18 protein-coding genes are annotated in these 19,451 nt (G+C 40.6%); 9 read left to right on the top strand and 9 right to left on the bottom strand.

Translation table 11 applies throughout. The features are described 5' to 3' along the window. The first annotated feature begins 325 nt into the window (after nucleotides 1-325). The 3 genes from KSO91_RS11340 (at nucleotide 326) to KSO91_RS11330 (ending at nucleotide 2,886) form a co-directional block, all read left to right on the top strand. Nucleotides 326-799, top strand: a complete 474-nt coding sequence (locus KSO91_RS11340) for a hypothetical protein (RefSeq protein ID WP_238743113.1) — start codon at nucleotides 326-328, stop codon at nucleotides 797-799. Between the two features lie 452 nt (nucleotides 800-1,251). Beyond that, on the top strand, nucleotides 1,252-2,193 hold the full coding sequence (gene pfkB, locus KSO91_RS11335; RefSeq protein WP_238743112.1) for a 6-phosphofructokinase II: 942 nt from the start codon (nucleotides 1,252-1,254) through the stop codon (nucleotides 2,191-2,193). 390 nt (nucleotides 2,194-2,583) lie between these two features. Next, the gene (locus tag KSO91_RS11330; RefSeq protein ID WP_238743111.1) at nucleotides 2,584-2,886 is read left to right on the top strand and encodes a hypothetical protein; all 303 of its coding nucleotides are present in this window, start codon (nucleotides 2,584-2,586) and stop codon (nucleotides 2,884-2,886) included. Between the two features lie 68 nt (nucleotides 2,887-2,954). On the opposite strand, the gene KSO91_RS11325 is transcribed toward KSO91_RS11330, so the two are convergent. After that, nucleotides 2,955-3,611, bottom strand: a complete 657-nt coding sequence (locus KSO91_RS11325; RefSeq protein ID WP_238743110.1) for an HAD family hydrolase — start codon at nucleotides 3,609-3,611, stop codon at nucleotides 2,955-2,957. 25 nt (nucleotides 3,612-3,636) lie between these two features. On the opposite strand from KSO91_RS11325, the gene KSO91_RS11320 reads away from it, so the two are divergent. Then, a complete protein-coding gene (locus tag KSO91_RS11320; protein WP_238743109.1) occupies nucleotides 3,637-3,954 on the top strand; it encodes a UTRA domain-containing protein in 318 nt (105 codons plus the stop codon). 446 nt (nucleotides 3,955-4,400) lie between these two features. Then, nucleotides 4,401-5,195: a sulfite exporter TauE/SafE family protein gene (locus KSO91_RS11315; RefSeq protein ID WP_238743108.1), complete on the top strand. Its 795-nt coding sequence runs from the start codon at nucleotides 4,401-4,403 to the stop codon at nucleotides 5,193-5,195. Nucleotides 5,196-5,271: 76 nt separating this feature from the next. Here KSO91_RS11315 and KSO91_RS11310 read toward each other — a convergent pair whose 3' ends face one another. Further along, entirely contained in the window at nucleotides 5,272-6,690 is a 1,419-nt protein-coding gene (locus tag KSO91_RS11310; protein ID WP_238743107.1) for an aminotransferase-like domain-containing protein, read from the bottom strand. Between the two features lie 356 nt (nucleotides 6,691-7,046). Here KSO91_RS11310 and KSO91_RS11305 point away from each other — a divergent pair, with 356 nt between their 5' ends. Continuing rightward, the gene (locus tag KSO91_RS11305) at nucleotides 7,047-7,664 is read left to right on the top strand and encodes a LysE family translocator (RefSeq protein ID WP_238743106.1); all 618 of its coding nucleotides are present in this window, start codon (nucleotides 7,047-7,049) and stop codon (nucleotides 7,662-7,664) included. A 31-nt stretch (nucleotides 7,665-7,695) separates the two neighbouring features. On the opposite strand, the gene sfsA is transcribed toward KSO91_RS11305, so the two are convergent. The 3 genes from sfsA to KSO91_RS11290 all read right to left on the bottom strand — a co-directional run bounded on the left by sfsA (nucleotide 7,696) and on the right by KSO91_RS11290 (nucleotide 10,679). Beyond that, nucleotides 7,696-8,382 (bottom strand): DNA/RNA nuclease SfsA, encoded by a 687-nt coding sequence (gene sfsA, locus KSO91_RS11300; protein ID WP_238743105.1) that lies wholly within the window; start codon nucleotides 8,380-8,382, stop codon nucleotides 7,696-7,698. Between the two features lie 112 nt (nucleotides 8,383-8,494). Then, on the bottom strand, nucleotides 8,495-9,283 hold the full coding sequence (locus KSO91_RS11295; protein ID WP_238743104.1) for an ABC transporter permease: 789 nt from the start codon (nucleotides 9,281-9,283) through the stop codon (nucleotides 8,495-8,497). Between the two features lie 85 nt (nucleotides 9,284-9,368). Further along, nucleotides 9,369-10,679, bottom strand: coding sequence for a hypothetical protein (locus KSO91_RS11290; RefSeq protein ID WP_238743103.1), 1,311 nt, complete (start codon nucleotides 10,677-10,679; stop codon nucleotides 9,369-9,371). Nucleotides 10,680-11,062: 383 nt separating this feature from the next. On the opposite strand from KSO91_RS11290, the gene speA reads away from it, so the two are divergent. Then, nucleotides 11,063-12,976 carry a biosynthetic arginine decarboxylase gene (speA, locus tag KSO91_RS11285; RefSeq protein WP_238743102.1) on the top strand — a complete coding sequence of 638 codons (1,914 nt, stop codon included), beginning with the start codon at nucleotides 11,063-11,065 and terminating at the stop codon, nucleotides 12,974-12,976. 9 nt (nucleotides 12,977-12,985) lie between these two features. Next, nucleotides 12,986-13,918, top strand: a complete 933-nt coding sequence (speB, locus tag KSO91_RS11280) for an agmatinase (RefSeq protein ID WP_238743101.1) — start codon at nucleotides 12,986-12,988, stop codon at nucleotides 13,916-13,918. Nucleotides 13,919-13,995: 77 nt separating this feature from the next. Here the strand turns inward: speB and KSO91_RS11275 are convergent, their stop codons facing one another. From KSO91_RS11275 to KSO91_RS11260, 4 genes are all read right to left on the bottom strand, one after another. After that, the gene (locus KSO91_RS11275; RefSeq protein ID WP_238743100.1) at nucleotides 13,996-14,856 is read right to left on the bottom strand and encodes a hypothetical protein; all 861 of its coding nucleotides are present in this window, start codon (nucleotides 14,854-14,856) and stop codon (nucleotides 13,996-13,998) included. Continuing rightward, nucleotides 14,856-15,710, bottom strand: coding sequence for an ABC transporter ATP-binding protein (locus tag KSO91_RS11270; protein WP_238743099.1), 855 nt, complete (start codon nucleotides 15,708-15,710; stop codon nucleotides 14,856-14,858). Before KSO91_RS11270 ends, KSO91_RS11275 begins: the two co-directional genes overlap by 1 nt. A gap of 416 nt (nucleotides 15,711-16,126) precedes the next feature. Then, entirely contained in the window at nucleotides 16,127-17,557 is a 1,431-nt protein-coding gene (pyk, locus tag KSO91_RS11265) for a pyruvate kinase (protein WP_238743098.1), read from the bottom strand. A 283-nt stretch (nucleotides 17,558-17,840) separates the two neighbouring features. Further along, a complete protein-coding gene (locus KSO91_RS11260; protein ID WP_238743097.1) occupies nucleotides 17,841-18,698 on the bottom strand; it encodes a MurR/RpiR family transcriptional regulator in 858 nt (285 codons plus the stop codon). A 305-nt stretch (nucleotides 18,699-19,003) separates the two neighbouring features. Here KSO91_RS11260 and KSO91_RS11255 point away from each other — a divergent pair, with 305 nt between their 5' ends. Continuing rightward, entirely contained in the window at nucleotides 19,004-19,345 is a 342-nt protein-coding gene (locus KSO91_RS11255; protein ID WP_238743096.1) for a glucokinase, read from the top strand. Nucleotides 19,346-19,451 lie beyond the last annotated feature (106 nt).

Genomic DNA, 19,451 nt, shown 5'->3' with positions numbered 1-19,451 from the left:
TGAAGAGTTTGAATGGACAATCGAAGACAAGAATACTTTAGTGTTAAAAAGAGTTATTCCGCTGAAAATTAACGCTCGGGAGAGTATTGATAAAATCCACACGGACTTATGATCTCTGGTACTAGTATACTAAAAAATGTAACTGGAGAAGACAGCTTAGCCAAGAGATACCTAAAACTTTTTAAATAACGTTGCTCAGTCCCTTCAAGGTGCACTCGTGGCAATAACGGCGTAGAGTAATGCTCTCTGTTATTCAGGATCGCAACCAGCCTCACTAGTTATGAGTCTGATTTGAAATATAAATCAACATATTAATAGAGAATTTATGAATAATAAAATTGGATCTACAATCAAAACAATATTCGCAAAATTATTTACATTGATCTTTTTAGGCTTAGCGGCCGCTATTATATTTTCCTTACTGAGTACTGTCACACAGGGTATTTTAAAGGGCACAGATATAATGGATATTTTTTTGAGCAGTATAAATACAGGAATAATCGGACTTGCGGTTTTCGAATTAGCTCTAGTTATTAATAAAGAGTATTCAGGCGATGAAGAAGAAGAAGGAGACGCTGTCGCCAGCTTAAGACGAACTATTCCGCGATTTATCGGAACAGTTTGTATTGCACTATCGCTTGAAGGACTCATTATGGTCATAAAATATAGTCAATTGGAAATGGCTGGGAATTTATATTATCCCGTAGCGATAATATCGAGTACCGCATTACTGTTAACTGCATTAGGTCTTTTTTTACACTTAACACGCGAATCAAATTCTGCTCCTACAAAAACTTAATCGCTGCGAGGAGCACAAAGCGGCAAATAATAAGATCCTAATACTATTAATTTTCACCTCTAGCAAACGCCTCAGTAAATTTTAGAGCGATACCACTCCGTGTCTGCCATTACCTTTAAACCAATACATGCCACTACTTTATTAAATGTTAACTATCGCCCTGTTATCAAAGGAAATAATTAATAATAGTTAAAAGCAAAAAGGGATAAGACCCGGTGAGAAACAGTGGCCTTGCGCGCCAATTACAATATAAAGTAGAAACTGGACACTTGACATAACATCCACAGAGCATGAATATCGTATACGTAAAAACACAGCTCATTAGTTTTTAATAGGTTGCGAGAATAGCCATCGCTCTGTTTAAACAATATATTAGCCAGCATGTCATATAACAATAAACATCTAATTTAGAACGTCCTATGGTTTATTTAATTTAAGTAAGGATCCGCTAGATGACAAAAATAATTACATTAACACTCAATCCCGCACTCGATTGTGCTTCAACAACACCTCGTATTATTGCAGATGGAAAGCTACGTTGCTCTACGCCGGCCTTTGAACCTGGCGGTGGAGGTATTAATGTTTCCAGAGCCATCCATAAGCTAGGCGGAGAATCCACAGCCCTTTATCCTGCGGGAGGATCATCAGGCGAACATCTAACACAATTATTATTAGCCGAAGGAGTATTGGCAGAGCCTTCGTCGTGCCAGCAATGGACTCGTCAAAATTTAAATGTGGTTACAACACATGATAATGCACAATACCGTTTCATTATGCCCGGTACTCAGCTTTCTATTGATGAACAGTCTGCATTACTAAATAAGCTTAATGATCATCAAGATGCCCAATACTGTGTGATTAGTGGCAGTGTGGCAGACAATATGCCCGGTGATATTGTCGCAGATGTTATTAAGTTTTGTCAGCAACATACGATTAAAGTGATTTATGATGGTTCCGGCGACGCATTAAAACAAGCCGTCACTAATGGGGGCTTATATTTAATCAAACCAAACGCCAATGAATTAGCCGTATTAACCAATTCAGAACTGATTGAACCTGCTGAATTAGAAGATAAAGCGAGACAAATTATTAGTGAAGGAAAAGCGCAAATCGTGCTCGTTTCGCTTGGTCCACAAGGTGCATTATTGGTGACAAAAGACATTTGTGAGCAGATAGTGCCGCCACGAGTGCAAAAAAATAGCACAGTGGGAGCCGGTGACAGTTTAGTGGGTGCAACGGTATTGTCTTTAGCTAATGGCCAGTCAATCAGAGAAGCAGCAAGGCGTGGTGTGGCTGCCGGTACGGCTGCAACCATGAACCATGGCAGCGAATTGTGCAAAGCCAAAGATGTTGAAAGTATTTTTGAATGGATATGCAAAAAGTATCCATTATAAAGAGACTCTAAGAAAACCCTATAACTGCTTATTTATAATCCAACCATGCGGATAAGATAAGCAGTTATGAAGTAAAAATGATTTGCACGTTTGCTCGCTAAGCCACTAAAAAAAAGGCGGAGAAGTACCTTACCATTCTAACCACGCTTTACCTTGCCTGCAATTTTTAAGATATAAATTAAAAAAGCTAATATTATTGGTTTTATTCTGATAAAAATCGTCCTATGCTGGCTATTGCAAACCTTTACACTACATTCAACATGAACTCTAAAGTCATTCAAAAACTGTAATCTTCTGATGGGAGATGCTGGCTGAATGATTTGAATCTTAACTTGCCATTTTATCTATTTTTGGCCAGAGCAGATAAACTAAATAGATAGTGAGGATATTATGAATAGATGGTATGACAAACACCCCTTTTTAGGGGGGGAATTGGATACCCTTAAAGAACGAGATCAGAAAAGCAGAGATTTTATCGTAAGGGGCGTGATGGATTTGGTGAAACAAGTTGATCCAGGGTTGCTTTCTTTAGAAAAAGCAATTGATTTCCCGCTCGATTCTAAGCGTTGGCGTTGGTATGACAATGATCCTTACCTTTGGGTGATGTTTAACACTTTAAAAATAGCCAATAATGCGCTTCTGCAAACAGTAGAAAACTATCTCGCACAACACAGTGATCGCAAGAGAACGTAGATATATAGGGTCATTAAGCAACAGTAGAAATAACTGCAATTTTACTTAATTGCAATACCGCGCACCTTTTACCACGATAGAACGGGCCAGTTATACAACTGTGCCTGTTGGATTAATTGTCGGCAGGGATTGACCATGATGGGGTTGTCCACATGCAAACACAAAGGAAGATCGTTAATCGAATCCGTATAAAATTCCAGCGGTGAAAAACTTCGGTTTTGGAGCATCAACCATTCATTAAGCCGTATCACTTTGCCACTGCGATAAGTCGCTGTCCCTTTTATTTTCGAGGTGTAGCAGCCATCTTCGACAACGAGATCTATTCCCAACGCATTTTTTATCGCTAATCTTTCAGCAACTTTTTTAACAATAAAACTGACCGTCGCTGAAATGATCAGCGTACAAATCTTTTCTTCGTAAAGCTTGGTTAATAAGCTTTGCGCTTGTGGATACAAACGTGGCAATATCTGTTGTTCAACACATAGGGCTGCTAATCGGTCAACCTCAACCGTAGATAAATGCCTGATGGGTGCCATAGCAAAGCTAAGATAAGCTTGCATATCCAACTCACCCAACGCATATAAATTCATTAAACGTCGGTCTTCTTGCAAAAATTTAGGATCGGTAATCACTCCCTCCTGCACCAAAAACTCACTCCAAATCAGCGCGCTATCACCTGCAATTAAAGTTTCATCTAGATCAAAAATGGTCAAAGACTGTTTCATAGGCTAACTCACTTGTTGTAGTTCATTGAGATTAAACATCAGCGCTAATATACTTCCGGTTTTCCCTGGTATTTTACAACTGGACTTAAGCCAATCGTTAACCGAGTTATATCAAGCGCGATATGATTATTGCACCTCGCGATCAATATTTGCAGTGTATCCAACAGGCGCGAGTAAACAAGTCGCCAAGGCATTGAACTTATCGGAAGGACAACAGGTATTAAAAATATCGCGCGTCAATTATCAACAAGATGGCAATATTATTGATTGTGAATTTGAGTACTGGCGACCTGATGCTGTATTAATTCGTATTGATAGCTCGGCGGATCCCTTTTCGCAATAAAAGCTAACTTATTTATTATAATAAGCTTAACCGCTTTTAAGTTTTCAATGCGTTGATATCACTGTACCTAATTAACTTGCCCACCTATAGATTTGGCCATACATTTTAACGATAAATTATTTAACATGCTGATCTAGATAACCCCGGTTGTTGTACAAGATTAGAGAATCACCACAGAGAACACGGAGACGCTGCGCGTTACACCGAGAAAACGTAAATATAAGTGTTTTTCTCTTTTTAGCGCTGTAATTGAATGTAAAACATAGTTTTACAGTTGCATGAAATTTGCGTGGTAAACATTTACTTTTTTTGTGTTTATCTGAGTTAAGTGCATAGTCATGTTATTTATAAGTTTGTTTTCTTTATACACCATAGAGTGATGTTAACTGCTTGGTAGCGTATAATATTTTTTTTAATTAATGATTCAAAAAAAACAGGATAAGAATGTGACTATTGAGTTGGTAGCCTTGCTTTTAGCATTAGGGGCTGTAGTAGGCGTTCTAGCGGGTTTGTTAGGAATTGGTGGTGGTTTACAAGTGGTACCGGCACTGGTTTTCATTCTTCCAATGACAGGAATAGCCCCGGAATTGGTGATGCACTTTGCGCTTGCCACTTCGCTGGCGACCATTATTTTAACTTCCGGCTCCTCTGCGATTAATCATATTAAGCTCGGTAATGTCGATCTATTCGTCGTAAAATGGTTGATTCCTGGAGTGATCATTGGCGGTTTCTTAGGATCATTTATAGCGGATTTGATACCCAGTCAGTATCTAACTAAAGTATTCGCTGTCATTGTGTTATTGCTCGCACTACAAATGTTTTCTTCCATTCTAATCGTCACGGCTCGCTCTATGCCCAATCGCTTTTTCACTGCTGTTAGCGGTATTATTATCGGCAGCCTCGCTACTTTAGCTGGTATTGGTGGCGGCGCGCTTACCGTCCCATTTTTAAATCGCCACGGCATTGAAATTAGAAAGGCAATAGGCACTTCCGCAGTCTGTGGTGGCATTATTGCGTTATCCGGCATGCTCGGTTTTATTTGGCATGGAACTCATGCAGATAACCTACCGCCATATAGCATAGGTTATGTCTATTTACCGGCACTGCTTTGTATCTCAGGGACGTCTATTTTTACCACTAAATATGGAGCAAGATTGGCAAGTTATTTACCCTCTCATATTTTAAAACGCATCTTTGCCCTGTTTTTAGTGCTTATTTCCATCACCATGTTTCTCCACTAATTATGACAATCCGACCTTAGCGTAGCGATTAGTTTTAATCAGCATTTTTTCTGTCGCTGCTGAGGGGATAATTGACTTACTCACGGTGAATTAACTGCTGATTAATAAAATAAGCCAATTGACGGATCCCTTCTTCGCGTATTTTTGCATCTTGCTCGCTGAAATTAAGGCGCATACAATTACGGTATTTCCCAGTCGCTGAGAATAGCGTACCAGCAGCGATATTAACCCCCGCCTGTGCACTTTGTTGCGCCAATTTAACCGCATCCACCCGCTTCGGTAATTCAACCCAAAGTAAATAGCCCCCTTCCGGAAAGCTGATACAAGTGCCAATGGGAAAGTATCTATTAAGTGCATTAATCAACTGATCCCGCCCCAACTTATGTTGCAGACGTAAGCGTCTTAAGTGGCGCTCATAACCACCCGATTGAATAAAATCGGCCACCGCCAACTGCGGCAAGGTTGGACACATAGAACTGCTCACATATTTAATATGAGTCGCCTTATCACGATAACGCCCAGGAGCTATCCAACCCACGCGCAAGCCCGGTGCGAGACTTTTAGAAAAAGAGGAACACAGTAATACACGGCCATCTTCATCAAAAGATTTAATACTTTTAGGGCGCGGATATTGATAGGCAATATCACCATAAATGTCATCTTCAATAATGGCAATATCGTAACTTTGCGCAAGTTGATACAAGCGCTTTTTATGGGCTTCTGGCATGCTGTAACCCATAGGATTATTGCAAGTAGGGGTTAATAGAATAGCTTTAATAGGCCATTGCTCAAGTGCCAGCTCCAATGCTTCAATACTTAACCCTGTTTGCGCATGGGTTGGGATTTCCATCGCTTTTAAATTAGCGGCTTTGATGGCCTGCATTGAGCCATAAAAACTGGGTGATTCGATAGCGACTATATCCCCAGGTTCGCTAACAGCTCGCAAACAAACCGTTAATCCTTCCTGACAACCAGAGGTTATCACCAGCTCATCAGGGTGTAATTGGCAACCAGATGCCAAGGTAAGACGAGCAATCTGTTCACGCAATATAAACGCCCCCATCACATCACCATAGGGCAAACTCAGTCGCGCCTGATATTTGGTCAACTGCGCAATTTTTTTGAGTAAAGGATCCAGCGAGGGCACGTCCATAATCGGCATGGCATGCTGCAACTGTATGGCACCGACATTTTTGCTCAATAATAGATTTAATACTTCATGCCATTGTGAAACATCAATAGGTCGCTGCGCTGGACGAGATGGCTTCGGTAATTGATAAAGTGGCACACTGGCGGTAACAAAATAACCCGATTTGGGCCGTGCCTCTAGCAAATTATCGGCCTCTAAATGACGATATGCCTCTTGCACAGTAGAAATACTCACTTCATGTTGCTTTGCGAGCTGTCGAACTGACGGCAATTTATCCCCACCTTGAAATAATCCCTGCTCAATATGAGAACGCAAACTAGCCGCTAATTTTTCATACAATTTCATATCAGACTCAGCAAATCAAAAAACAAACAGATCCCTATCATAGCGAAAAATGGCGGATCAATACCATACAGATAGGCTTTAAAAAAACGATACAGGCTAATTTATGTCTATCTGTATCCCTTTAATAACCTATTTTTGAGTCTGTATTGTTTTATTGCGATTATTTAAGATATCCATCGTCGATCAACAAGCGAGTCCATAACGCCTAACAAAAGAGAACAGAGGATCATGTTATTAAATTCATTACTCAATAATCTTCGTCACGCCTTTTTAGCTACCGATTACGCCACCGATTAATGAGTTTATCCGTAATAAAACGCCACAAGAAAGCAATATTAAATTAAAAGGACTATAAAATGGAACATGAATTTTTCTTCGCAATCACACTCTTTGGCTTTGTTATGTCAGTCACCCCTGGCCCAAATAATATGATGTTATTGGCATCAGGAGCACAATTCGGTTATCGCCGCACCCTACCGCATATTTTAGGCATTATTATAGGTATTGCCGTACTATTGGCATCTGTACTGATTGGACTGGGTGTTTTATTTAAACTGTATCCGATTTTATACCAGACTCTGAAAGTGTTAGGTGCCGCCTATCTACTTTGGCTAGCATGGAAAATAGCCAATGCGAGCATTGATGAAGAGAGTTTCAGTAAACCGCTTGAGTCAACAAACACAGTACCCATTAAATTGTTCTCCGCATCACTATTTCAATTTATTAATCCCAAAGCGTGGGCCATGTGTATTGGCAGTGTTAGTACCTTTACCCTTGCGGGGGAGAGATATATTGAATCTGGGTTATGGATAATGGCCGCTTTCGCGACAACAGGGTTTATCGCCATTAGTCTCTGGGCTTGTTTAGGCGTGGCTATTGGCCGATTTCTGACCTCGCGTAAAAGAAAGCGTAATTTTAATTGGTTAATGGGCGCAATGACCGCCTCGACACTGCTGATGATGATCGCAGATTAGCCATCTTTTTATTGCTTTTGCGATGACACTTTTATAGGTCAAAAAAATACTCATAAAGGTTGGGATAAAAGCAGATAACCTCAACACCAACACGTTTGGCTTGTTCGAATAACAAACCATATTGTTTATCAATATGGGCAGCAGCGGCCACTTTGTGAATACCACTATGTAACACGGCAAAGAGCAATACACTGCGCTGCCCTTGCTGCTTCATTGCGATTAATTCTCGTAAATGTTTTTGTCCTCGCAGGGTTACCGTATCTGGGAAAAATCCTTGCCCTTTGCCAAAGCGCTCATCCAGTAAAGTGCAACTTTTTACCTCGACATAACAGTGAGTACGCTGTTCATCCGTTAATAAAAAATCCACACGACTTTTCTCTGTACCATATTTCACTTCGGCTTGAATATTGGCGTAACCTTGCAGTTCGTCTATTTCCCCATTCTCAAGCGCTAAAGCCACCAGCTGATTAGCCTTGGCGGTGTTAACACAAATCCAATGACCCGCTTTGCTGTGGGTTAGCTCCCAAGTTTGCTGATATTTACGGTTGGGATTATGCGAATGGCTATACCAAATTTCATCCCCAGCATCGCCGCAATCAGTCATCGCCCCCGTATTCGGGCAATATATAGTCAGTTGCTCATTACTGGGTAACAATATATCCGCCAAAAAACGCTTGTAACGTTTAATTAGCCGCGCTTTTTCTAGTTTTACCCGCATCTATTTCACCTTATCCCCACGGGATCACCAGAATGAATTTAAAACGTTTATTATGCTTTTTTTAAAAGTGAAAACCGCGCGTTTGATTTTTTAATAAAGTGAGGAGGCACACTTAATTAAATATCTTAACCTTAACGAGACCCGTTTTGTCTAATGCGCTTTGCAGACTTAACTGTAGGGTGATTGTGAGTGATACGCTGGTCATTACAAAAATGGCAATCATGATAACCAATTGGTATTTAATAGCGAGTATAGGATCTGCGCCAGCGAGTATCTGTCCGGTCATCATGCCCGGCAATGTCACCAGTCCTGTTGTTGCCATCGACGCTAAAATAGGCGCTTGTGCTTTCTTGAGCGCCGCCAGTACAAAGGGACGAGCTGCAGACTGAGGATCCGCGCCTAATGCGATTGCCGCCTCATATTCGTTTTTACGCAATGCAAACGCCTCAAAGAGATTTTGTAGGGCGACGATATTACAGCTTAATGAGTTACCTAATAACATTCCCGCTAACGGAATCACATATTGCGCACTGTACACGGGATCGGGGCGAATAATGGCATAACAAAGAAGTAACATTAGTGGTAATAAGCCGACCGTTAACCCGCATGTAACAGGCATAAAAAGAGCTCGCTTAGGTAATTGAGCTTTGCCGACAATAGCACTGCTGCCAATTAATATCATCACTATTATCCACATGACATTAAGCAGTAGACTGTTGATTGAAAATACGTACTGTAGATATAAACCAACTAAAATCAGTTGCACCGTCATACGGGACACGGCAATTAAGATCTCTTTCGTCATCGCTAACTGATAATAACGATTAATCAGTAGCGGAATAATAAGCACGACTGAAAATAGCGCAAGCTGTGCCCAACTAATATCTACACTATGCAGCATCTATGAGTTCGCATATTGAAAATTAATAATAATCGCATATTAACTATCCGCCCTAGATAATAAAACGCTGTAAAAAAATGCCAAGTTACGACTCAATTTGTTTACGGAAAAATTGCAACATCTCTGTACGTGTATTGCTATGTTCAAGATGATACACATCCATTGGAAAGAGTAGTTCAATTACGCCGCTATCAAACATACGTTTGACCTCATACTCATTGTGCGCCACATCTTGCTGGTACATATAATTTAACCAAGTTTGATTGGTATGAATAATAAACTCAACGCGCATTCCGCCTAAGCGGGCAAAGAATTTCATCATCGCTGTTTTATTGCTAGAGCCTGTTGCTCGGCCGCGATACTGCGTATGCTCGACTAAGGTATCAGAGATATCTTCGAGGACCATTAATGAGTTAGCTTTGGATGCGCTACGCGTAAGATGTTGCTGGAACGCCTTAACATCACTCACCGAGTCAAGCACGGCCATTAACCCTAATTCATCATCGACAGCAACGGCTGGGTTTTTTTGGTTTTTTCTAAGCAGTTTTAGCACTTTAGCTTCGGGGGGTTTCTTTCTTATAGAAACATAAATGGGGATATGTTTTTTACCCAAAGTAAAACTACGACGTTTAACTAAGGTCAGTTTTTCCCCTTTACTCGGTTTAATTAACTTTGCCTGCTCGGGTGTCAATACCGACACATTAGTACAGTAATAATCATCGAGACGATGCTTGGAATACAGGAACACGGAATCTAATTCGCCAATTTTCAGATTCGGACTCCATACATAACCATTTAAAAATGCCAGAAAGGCGGAAAATTTATGCTCAATATCGGTTTCATGCTCGCGCTGGTCGATACTCCCCGCTAGTGTCATTAAAATCAGTTTGCGGCGAGCTTCAAAACGCGCTTTTTTATGATAATCATCATTAAACATGATCAATAACAGTTCGACCGGATTATTAGTAACTTCTATTTCATTGGTATTTTCGATATAGGAGGCATAGGGCGCAAGGATTTTTCCTTTAATAGAATAAACAACCGCATCGGCACTGCGCGCATACTCTTCAACACGATTTTTTATCTCATTAAGGTTGCCATTGATGCCAAACATATTACCTAATAAACGCAGAGCCCGCTCACTGCGTGACTGGTGAAGTGTACTATCGGCAATTAAATTCTGAATCTGGTATAGGCTGTCTACGCCTAAAAATTCAAAAAGTTGACTACGTAGCGCTCGGTATTTAGCGATATTATTGGGATCTTGCTGTAACCGTTTTACCCATTGTCGGGTGGAGCTACTAAACCGCCCCGCATTAAATGCATTGTCAGACACCGCAAAAGGGCCTGCTTGTTGGAGAGAAGTAAAAACACTATTTGAAGAGAGAACGGTCATAAACCCACCTGAAAACAGAAAAGGGTGCAGTAACACCCTCTAAGTACCTTAAAATATACACTAATAAAGGCGCTGTTTTGTAATAAAATTCGCTTCGCCGTAGATTTCGACTGCAGATGTTTACCTCCTCCGCCCAAATGAGCTCTCTCTTAATCGCACCGCAAAAAACGGTGCAACTAAAAAATGGTTGGCGTATATTGTATTCTCTTAATTGCGAGGTTCCCCGCAAAACAAACAATTCACTAACATATTAGCCCGATTGAAAGATTTAATTTGTAAATATGCTTTTATTTGCTGGACTTTATGCTTTGATTTGATTCTAATGCGAAAAAATCACCACTGGGGTGATATAGGGTATGCACTGCAACTTTAAAGGATCATCAATGAATAAGAAAACCTCTCTTGAGCATGTTCGCGCTTCCTACAATGTACGTCATTGGAGTCAAGGCTACTTCGGTATCAACGATACTGGTAATGTTTATGTTGCCCCTCGGTACGATAATCCAGAAATGAGTGTTGACCTCAGTACTGTTGTCGAAAAAATTCAAGAAAAAGGACTTTCGCTGCCTATATTAGTGCGTTTTCCACAAATTATTCATCAACGTGTCAATGGACTATGTGAGGCATTCAATAATGCCATCGAAAAATACGATTACGCTGAGAAATATTTATTGGTCTATCCGATCAAGGTAAATCAGCAGCGCGAAGTAGTTAATGAAATTTTAGCCAGCCAATATAATAACGAAGTGAAACAGCTTGGACTTGAAGCGGGTAGTAAAGGCGAGTTGTTAGCAGTATTAGCGCTCGCGCAAAAAGCCTCTTCAGTGATTGTTTGTAACGGTTATAAAGACAGCGAATATATTCGCTTAGCGTTAATCGGCGAAAAACTCGGTCATAAAGTACATATCGTATTAGAGAAAATGTCTGAGCTTAAATTGATTCTCACAGAAGCCAAAGCGCTTAATGTAAAACCGCGTTTAGGTATTCGCGTTCGTCTAGCTTCTCAAGGTAAAGGGAAATGGCAAGCGAGCGGTGGTGAAAAGTCAAAATTTGGTTTATCTGCTTCACAAGTTTTATCCGTTGTTGAAACGCTGACGGCAGAAAACAAGCTAGATACCTTACAACTAGTCCACTTTCACTTAGGATCGCAAATAGCCAATATCCGTGACGTGCGTTTTGGCGTAAGCGAAGCGGCACGTTTTTATTGTGAATTACGCATGTTAGGCGCGCAAGTCGCTTATATGGATGTCGGCGGTGGTTTGGCGGTTGACTACGATGGTACTCGCAGCCAGTCATCTAATTCAATGAATTATAGCCTAGCAGAATACGCGAACAATATAGTTTCAGCGATTGCCGATGTCTGTTATACCTACGAACAGCCAGTACCGGCTATTATCTCTGAATCAGGTCGTTCACTCACGGCCCATCACGCCGTATTGATCTCTAATGTAATCGGAGCTGAATCTTATCAGCCGGAAACGCTGCTTCCTCCTCATGAAGACGATCCTGTGCTATTACACAATATGTGGGCGTCATGGGAACAGTTAGATATGCGTAATGATGATCGCGCATTGATCGAAATTTATCACGACACGCAAAACGATGTCGCAGAAGTGCATAGCCAGTTCTCAACAGGTTTAATCAACTTAAAACAACGCGCTTGGGGTGAGCAAATACATCTTCGTGTTTCTTATGAACTCAATAACTTAATGGATGAAAAGAACCGCTTTCACCGCCCTATTATTGATGACTTAAATGAAAAATTAGCCGATAAACTATTTGTTAATTTCTCCCTATTCCAATCATTACCTGATTCATGGGGAATCGATCAAGTGTTCCCTGTATTGCCTTTAAATGGCTTAGATGAACCGATCCAAAACCGTGCTGTGTTACTCGATATCACCTGTGATTCAGATGGTGCAATTGATCATTATGTTGATGGTCAAGGAATTGAAACGACATTGTTAGTGCCACGTTGGACTGAAGAGAAACCTTATTTAATGGGCTTCTTCTTAGTGGGCGCATACCAAGAAATTTTGGGTAATATGCATAATTTATTCGGTGATACAAACAGTGCTGTCGTCATGGTGGATGAAGAAGGTGAAGCTGAAGTCACTGAAGTTGCACATGGTAACATTGTTGAAGATATGCTCAATTATGTGAGCTTAGATCCTGAAGAATTTAAAGAGACTTACTTACAATTAGTGAATAGTAAATTAGCCCCTGAAGAACGTGAAAGTATCTTTAATGAGTTGGTTTTAGGCCTCAAAGGCTATACCTATTTAGAAGATTTCTAGGAAGATAAAATGAGCAAACTATTTCAACAAACGGATAATTCACTTTATTCTAATGCGATGACTTTTTTACGCTTACCGTTAGCAACGGATCCAGTTAATGCTAAAGCAGATATGGCCATATTAGGCCTGCCTTTTGATATGGCAACCACAGGTCGTTCTGGCGCCCGTATGGGGCCGACTGCGATTCGTCATGCTTCTGTTAATCTAGCTTGGGAAGGTTACCGCTATCCTTGGACGTTTAATCTGCTTAAGCAGATTAGCGCTATTGATGCCGGTGATTTGGTTTACGATTGTGGTGATGCACAGCAGTTTACACAAAAAGTGGAAGATGCAGCCAGCGAAATACTCGCCTCAGGCAAAGCGTTACTCGCCCTAGGTGGGGATCATTTTGTTACTCTGCCACTACTGCGTTCACACTATAAAAAATTCGGCAAAATGGCTTTAATTCATTTTGATGCCCATACCGATACTTATGATTGTGGCAGCCGTTTTGATCACGGCACGATGTTTTATCATGCGCCGAATGAGGGATTGATAGATCCACAACATTCCGTTCAGGTTGGTATTCGTACTTCTTACAATACCAGCAACCACCCTTTCACGGTGATTGATGCGATGCAGGGTAATGATCTTTCTGTCGAGCAAATTTGCGATTTAATCCGCACTAAAATTGGCGCGCTCCCTGTTTATTTAACCTTTGATATTGACTGTTTAGATCCCGCTTATGCTCCAGGCACGGGCACGCCTGTTTGCGGTGGATTAAGCACTGATAAAATATTAAAAATATTACGCGCGTTACAGGGGATCAATCTGGTCGGTATGGATGTAGTGGAAGTTTCACCGGCTTATGATTCCAGTGAGATAACTGCATTAGCGGGTGCAACTATTGCGCTTGAACTAATGCATCTATGGACAATCAAGAATAAGTCGATCACGGCCTAAATTTATTGCCCCTTTATACTCATGTTTAAAGGGGCTTTATATTTCCTTTCCGCAGCCAAAGGGCTTCGCCTTATTGGTTAACTCCTCGCAAACATTGCGCGAATATTAAGTTCACCATGCTTTCTTATGGACAGACTCACCATTAAACACAGCGCACCCAAGAGATAATAAAGTAAATAGTAAGACCAACTAACCTGTGCAAACGCCACTAATGGCTGAGGCGAACTCAGCAGTGTAAACGGCAATGTACTGAACCTATGGATAAAAGTGGCAACGCCGTCAAGGGCAAAAACATAACGACTGAGCAACTTTAACGTATAAGCGCCGATAATAACCATTAATAAGGGTGAGTTTAGTCGCTGTGAAACAGCCAGTAGCAAACAAGCCAAGGGTAGTATAGAGAGACTCACTAGCATCATTTTCGCCAGAAAAAGTAACCAGTCAGAGGTTATGCTAAACAGCGATAGCTCCGTCAGAAGCCCCATAAAATGTTGCGCCTGCGTTAACGAAATAAGCCAGATAAAGAGTTCACTACAAAGTAACAACAACGAGCAAATAAGGGGGATTAAAATCAAAGCAACGCCCAGTTTGACCCCATGGGTCAATAGATCAGAGACGGGCATACTACGCCAGAACATCAAACTCCCCTCCTGCCGTTCTTTACGAAATGTGCTCGATAGATACACAATTGATAAAAATAACGAAACAATACCTGCAGCAAAAGAGATAAGAGAGCTTATTCCGGGTGTTAGATCTAAACCATTGTTAGCCATATCCCCCTGATAATTGAATTGCATGGAAATATCATTCGCTGATCCCATATTAATTACAATAGCAGCAAGCATCAAGAAGCCAATCAACAACAAATAAAGCGGTAAACGAGTAATGATTTTATGTTCAAGCAGCTCTTTTTCAAGCATAAAGAAACTCGGATGCATTATGCTTCCCCCTTTTGTAAAGCAATAAAAATATCCTGTAATGTAGGATTCATAATTACCCCTAAACTTTCAGCCTGTAAGCGATACTGACTTTTAAGTAACCATTTACTACTACCAAGGCCAACTTGAGATCCTATCGGTGAAAACTGTTCAATAATAGACTGCTGCTGATGCACCGCATCAATAATAAAATAGTCGTTCATAATACTATCTAAATTGCCTTGTAAAAGACTCTCACCTTGCTTTAGTATTAAAATGTCCGTGAGCAAATGTGCAATCTCACTGACTTCATGACTGGCGATAATCAGAGTACGTTCACCGCCCTCAAGCCATTCGCTAAGTTGCCGGTAAAAGGTCTCTCGATAGATAAGATCTAACCCTAAGGTAGGTTCATCGAGAATGAGTACTTTAGTGTCTGTTGCCATCACCATCGATAAATGCAGTTGTACTTTCATTCCCTTAGATAATGAATTTATTTTTGTGGACAGCGCAATTTGCGTACTCCCTAATAATTGCTTGGCTTTATGAATATTAAAACTCGGGTGTACGCCACTGCTATAACGTAGAATTTGCGCAACAGTCATCCATTGCGGTAATATATTTACATCCGAAATATAGGCTAGATGCTGCATTAATTGTGCATGCTGATTAAGCGGATTTAAGCCGCAAACTTGGATATCGCCCTGACAACTCAGCGCCCCCAGAAGCGCGCCGATTAGCGATGATTTACCGGCACCATTATGTCCTAATAAGCCAAGCACCTGCCCACCACGGAGTTCAAAAGAGATATCTTTAACCGCCATAACGGAGTGATACTGCTTACTGAGGTCTGTGACTTGAACCAATGTTGTCATCTATCTTCCTTAGTCTGTTTTCTAATAAATAAAATCAAACTGCTATCAATGAAAGGCGCAAATTTAGGCGTTCGAATAAGCGTCAATTATGCAGCGCATCGTTAACAAAGCCAGTAGCATAGCAATCTTATCAATTAAAGGCGCAAATATATACGTTTCAGGAAAGCCACAACAATGGGGGAGAACCTCAAAAATTTAATGAGAAAGCATTTTTAAAAAAGCCAGCAAGCGAAGGTTAAAAAATACTCAGGCTGAATAAACGTAAATTAAAAAACGCCAATAGAACGACTTCAATGAGCTTGCCGATGATCGTTTTTTTTGTAGGAAAGATGAGCTTGCATTGAACGACTCACAGCCTACCACTTGACGTTTATAGCCCCATCAAGTGGCAGAAGTGAGTTTGTATTTAATGCACGTTACACTTTAATTATCTTACAAGTATTTGTCGAGCCTGCATCGTTGTCGTCACCATGGGTAAGTAAAATAAGATCCCCTTCAGCAAGGCAACCAGCATCTTTTAAAGTCTGCAATGCATTTTCAATGTATTCAACACTATTAGTGGTAGTTGAGCGGAATTTAATCGGCGTAACACCTCGGTATAGCGCACAATAACGCAATGTCTTAGGATTACTCGAAAGTGCGTAAATAGGTAAACCAGAGCTAAGACGCGACATTAATAAGGGTGTTGAACCCGATTCAGTCAACGCAACAATCGCTTTAATACCATTGGTATGGTTAGCGGCAAACATAGTCGTCATCGCTAGCGCTTCACCTGGATCATCGAATCGGTAATTCATGCGATTGTTAGACACATTAATGCTTGGGTGTTTTTCGGCGCCTAGACAGACCTCACTCATCGCTTTGACGGTTTCGACAGGGTAATCGCCCGCTGCAGTTTCGCCCGAAAGCATGACCGCATCTGTTCCGTCCAGTACGGCATTGGCAACATCCATGACTTCAGCACGTGTCGGCATAGGTGCACTGATCATTGATTCCATCATCTGTGTTGCAGTGATAACCACACGGTTTAATCGACGCGTAGTTCGGATCATGTTCTTTTGTACACCAACTAAGCGTGCATCACCGATTTCAACACCCAAATCACCACGCGCCACCATCACAACATCCGATGCAAGAACAATATCTTCTAGTGCTTCTTGAGTTTCAACAGCTTCAGCACGCTCGACTTTTGCTACAATTTTTGCATCGCAACCCGCGGCTAAAGCGAGTTTGCGCGCATAGCGCAGATCATCACCACAACGAGGGAAAGAAACAGCCAAATAATCACAGCCAATGAGCGCAGCTGTAATAATATCTTCTTTATCTTTTTCTGTCAGAGCTGCCGCAGATAAACCGCCGCCTTGTTTATTTATACCTTTATTATTAGAGAGAGGCCCACCAATAACGACCACTGTTTCAACCTTGTTACCCACTACTTGCTCAACTCTAAGCTGCACTCGGCCATCATCAAGCAATAACATATCGCCAGTAACAACCTCTTGTGGCAATGTTTTATAATCAAGGCCAACAGCGTGCTGGTCACCTTGACCTTTTTCTATGTCGCTGTCTAAGGTAAATTTATCCCCAACAGCCAAATGAATTTTGTTATCTTTAAATGTTGAAACACGAATTTTAGGCCCTTGTAAATCCCCCATAATGGCAACCTCTTTACCTAAACGGGCTGCTATTTCGCGCACTTCATTAGCACGTCTTACATGGTCAATCGCTTCTCCATGAGAGAAATTCATACGCACCATATTTGCACCTGCAGCAATGATTTTTTCTAAATTATCATCACGGTCAGTGGCTGGCCCTAAGGTAGTTACAATTTTAGTACGTCTTAGCATTATCTGCTCCTATAAATGTTGGTTAGTATCTTTCAACAATACTTGGTAAGTATTACAAATAAAATTACATGCTTATGCATTCAACTCAGGTAACAACGAAAAACAATTAAAAACTTAGACCACCGAGGACACAGAGTTAAAGGAGGAAAACATAAAAGCTTATAACTTCTGTATTGTCTTTTCTCTGTGGAGCGCGTAACGCCTCTGTGCGCTCTGTGGTCGTTATTTTATATAAATGTAATACGCCCATTAACCTGAGTTATCTACATAAGTATTTGAATTGTTAGCTTTTAAGATTAAATTTATCGAAACGAGAGTCTTTAATCCCTTCTTTAACGCGTTTTAAATTATCTCGAAATTTAGGGCCACGGCGCAGCGTAAACCCCGTCGCTAATACGTCAATTAACACCAATTGTGCAATACGAGAAGCCATCGGCATATAAATATCAGTATCTTCTGGCACACTAACAGAAAGCACTAAATTACTTTGCAAAGCAAGCGGTGAGCCAGATGCTGTTAATGCGATAACAAAAGCGTCATTTTCACGGGCAAGTTGGGCAACTTCAACCAACGCTTTAGTGCGTCCGGTATGCGATATCAGCACAATAACATCACCCTCGGTGCTATTTATACAGCTCATTTTCTGCATGACGATATCATCAAAACAGGAGACGGGTATATTAAAGCGGAAGAATTTATTTAACGCATCATGGGCAACCGATGAGGATGCACCTAAGCCAAAAAATGAAATTTTGTTAGCTTGTGTAAGTACATCTACAGCACGATTTATTAAGGACGTGTCTAGTGCATTTTTAGCAACATCTAAACAAGCCATCGTTGATTCAAATATTTTTGCCGTATACGCACTCGGCCCGTCATCTTCATCAACATTCCTATTTACATAGGGGGTCCCATGAGCAAGACTTTGTGCTAGGTGTAATTTAAAATCAGGAAAACCTTTTGTATCGAGTCGCCGACAAAAACGGTTTACGGTTGGTTCACTGACATCAGCCATTTTTGCAAGCGTTGCGATGCTTGAATGAATAGCAATTTGTGCTGATGCGATAATCACTTCAGCAACTTTTCGTTCTGATTTGCTAAAAGTATCTAAATTTTTTTGAATTAACTCTAAAGTATTCATATCAAACCACTGTGATTTATTATTTCTAAGTTAAACTCTGGTATTTCTAGGAAGTTGCTTTTGATAGTTAGATAACTGTTTCAAATCAGCTTTTTACTATCTTTGAGTGATATTATGTGCGCAATGAAAAATAGACTTGCAGACACCCTAAACTGAGCTTTATTATAAATAAGCGATGACAACATGTCATTTTATTACAGACTAAAGCTGTTTTAGATCAAATTTGACGTTATTTAATTACAGAAAATGCGAGTGCCGTCTGTAAAATTTATGTTTTACTTTTAATTATGATTGGAGAAAAAAATATGTTATCAGTTGTTGCTGATGTTGGCGGTACAAATATCCGACTTTCTGTCTGTGATCTAGAAACAGGTGAGTTAACTAAATTAAGGGAATTCGCTTGTGCAGAGTTTATAACGCTTGATGCGGCACTGGTGCAATATTTTTCAACATTACAAGGGGAAGTTAAGCATCTTTGTATTGGTATTGCCTGCCCCGTTGAAAATGATCACGTAGTGATGACTAATCTGAGTTGGGAGTTTTCTAAAAAATCATTGAAAGAAAAGCTTAAATTAGAGTCTTTATACGTCATTAATGATTACACAGCAATCTCTCTGGCCGTCCCTCAGCAATTCTCGCTCAAATGATCTTTGCTAAGATAAAACAGCTTTTTCAGCTGTTTTTCCATTTTATGCTCGTCAACCTGTGCTTTCCTTGGTTTTTCCTTTTTCAAACAGGCAAGGATCAAGCTAC

Origin of the sequence: Psychromonas antarctica (genome assembly GCF_022267535.1) — a bacterium.
Taxonomy (GTDB): Bacteria; Pseudomonadota; Gammaproteobacteria; order Enterobacterales; family Psychromonadaceae; genus Psychromonas; species Psychromonas antarctica.
This window is presented reverse-complemented; position numbering and strand designations above follow the sequence as displayed.

Coding starts and splice junctions, on each gene's coding strand:
- KSO91_RS11305 (WP_238743106.1), top strand. CDS start 7,047: ATGGAACATGAATTTTTCTTCGCAATCACACTCTTTGGCTTTGTTATG.
- pfkB (WP_238743112.1), top strand. CDS start 1,252: ATGACAAAAATAATTACATTAACACTCAATCCCGCACTCGATTGTGCT.
- KSO91_RS11255 (WP_238743096.1), top strand. CDS start 19,004: ATGTTATCAGTTGTTGCTGATGTTGGCGGTACAAATATCCGACTTTCT.
- KSO91_RS11270 (WP_238743099.1), bottom strand. CDS start 15,710: ATGACAACATTGGTTCAAGTCACAGACCTCAGTAAGCAGTATCACTCC.
- KSO91_RS11340 (WP_238743113.1), top strand. CDS start 326: ATGAATAATAAAATTGGATCTACAATCAAAACAATATTCGCAAAATTA.
- KSO91_RS11260 (WP_238743097.1), bottom strand. CDS start 18,698: ATGAATACTTTAGAGTTAATTCAAAAAAATTTAGATACTTTTAGCAAA.
- KSO91_RS11290 (WP_238743103.1), bottom strand. CDS start 10,679: ATGACCGTTCTCTCTTCAAATAGTGTTTTTACTTCTCTCCAACAAGCA.
- KSO91_RS11310 (WP_238743107.1), bottom strand. CDS start 6,690: ATGAAATTGTATGAAAAATTAGCGGCTAGTTTGCGTTCTCATATTGAG.
- pyk (WP_238743098.1), bottom strand. CDS start 17,557: ATGCTAAGACGTACTAAAATTGTAACTACCTTAGGGCCAGCCACTGAC.
- speA (WP_238743102.1), top strand. CDS start 11,063: ATGAATAAGAAAACCTCTCTTGAGCATGTTCGCGCTTCCTACAATGTA.
- KSO91_RS11325 (WP_238743110.1), bottom strand. CDS start 3,611: ATGAAACAGTCTTTGACCATTTTTGATCTAGATGAAACTTTAATTGCA.
- KSO91_RS11275 (WP_238743100.1), bottom strand. CDS start 14,856: ATGCATCCGAGTTTCTTTATGCTTGAAAAAGAGCTGCTTGAACATAAA.
- speB (WP_238743101.1), top strand. CDS start 12,986: ATGAGCAAACTATTTCAACAAACGGATAATTCACTTTATTCTAATGCG.
- KSO91_RS11330 (WP_238743111.1), top strand. CDS start 2,584: ATGAATAGATGGTATGACAAACACCCCTTTTTAGGGGGGGAATTGGAT.
- KSO91_RS11295 (WP_238743104.1), bottom strand. CDS start 9,283: ATGCTGCATAGTGTAGATATTAGTTGGGCACAGCTTGCGCTATTTTCA.
- sfsA (WP_238743105.1), bottom strand. CDS start 8,382: ATGCGGGTAAAACTAGAAAAAGCGCGGCTAATTAAACGTTACAAGCGT.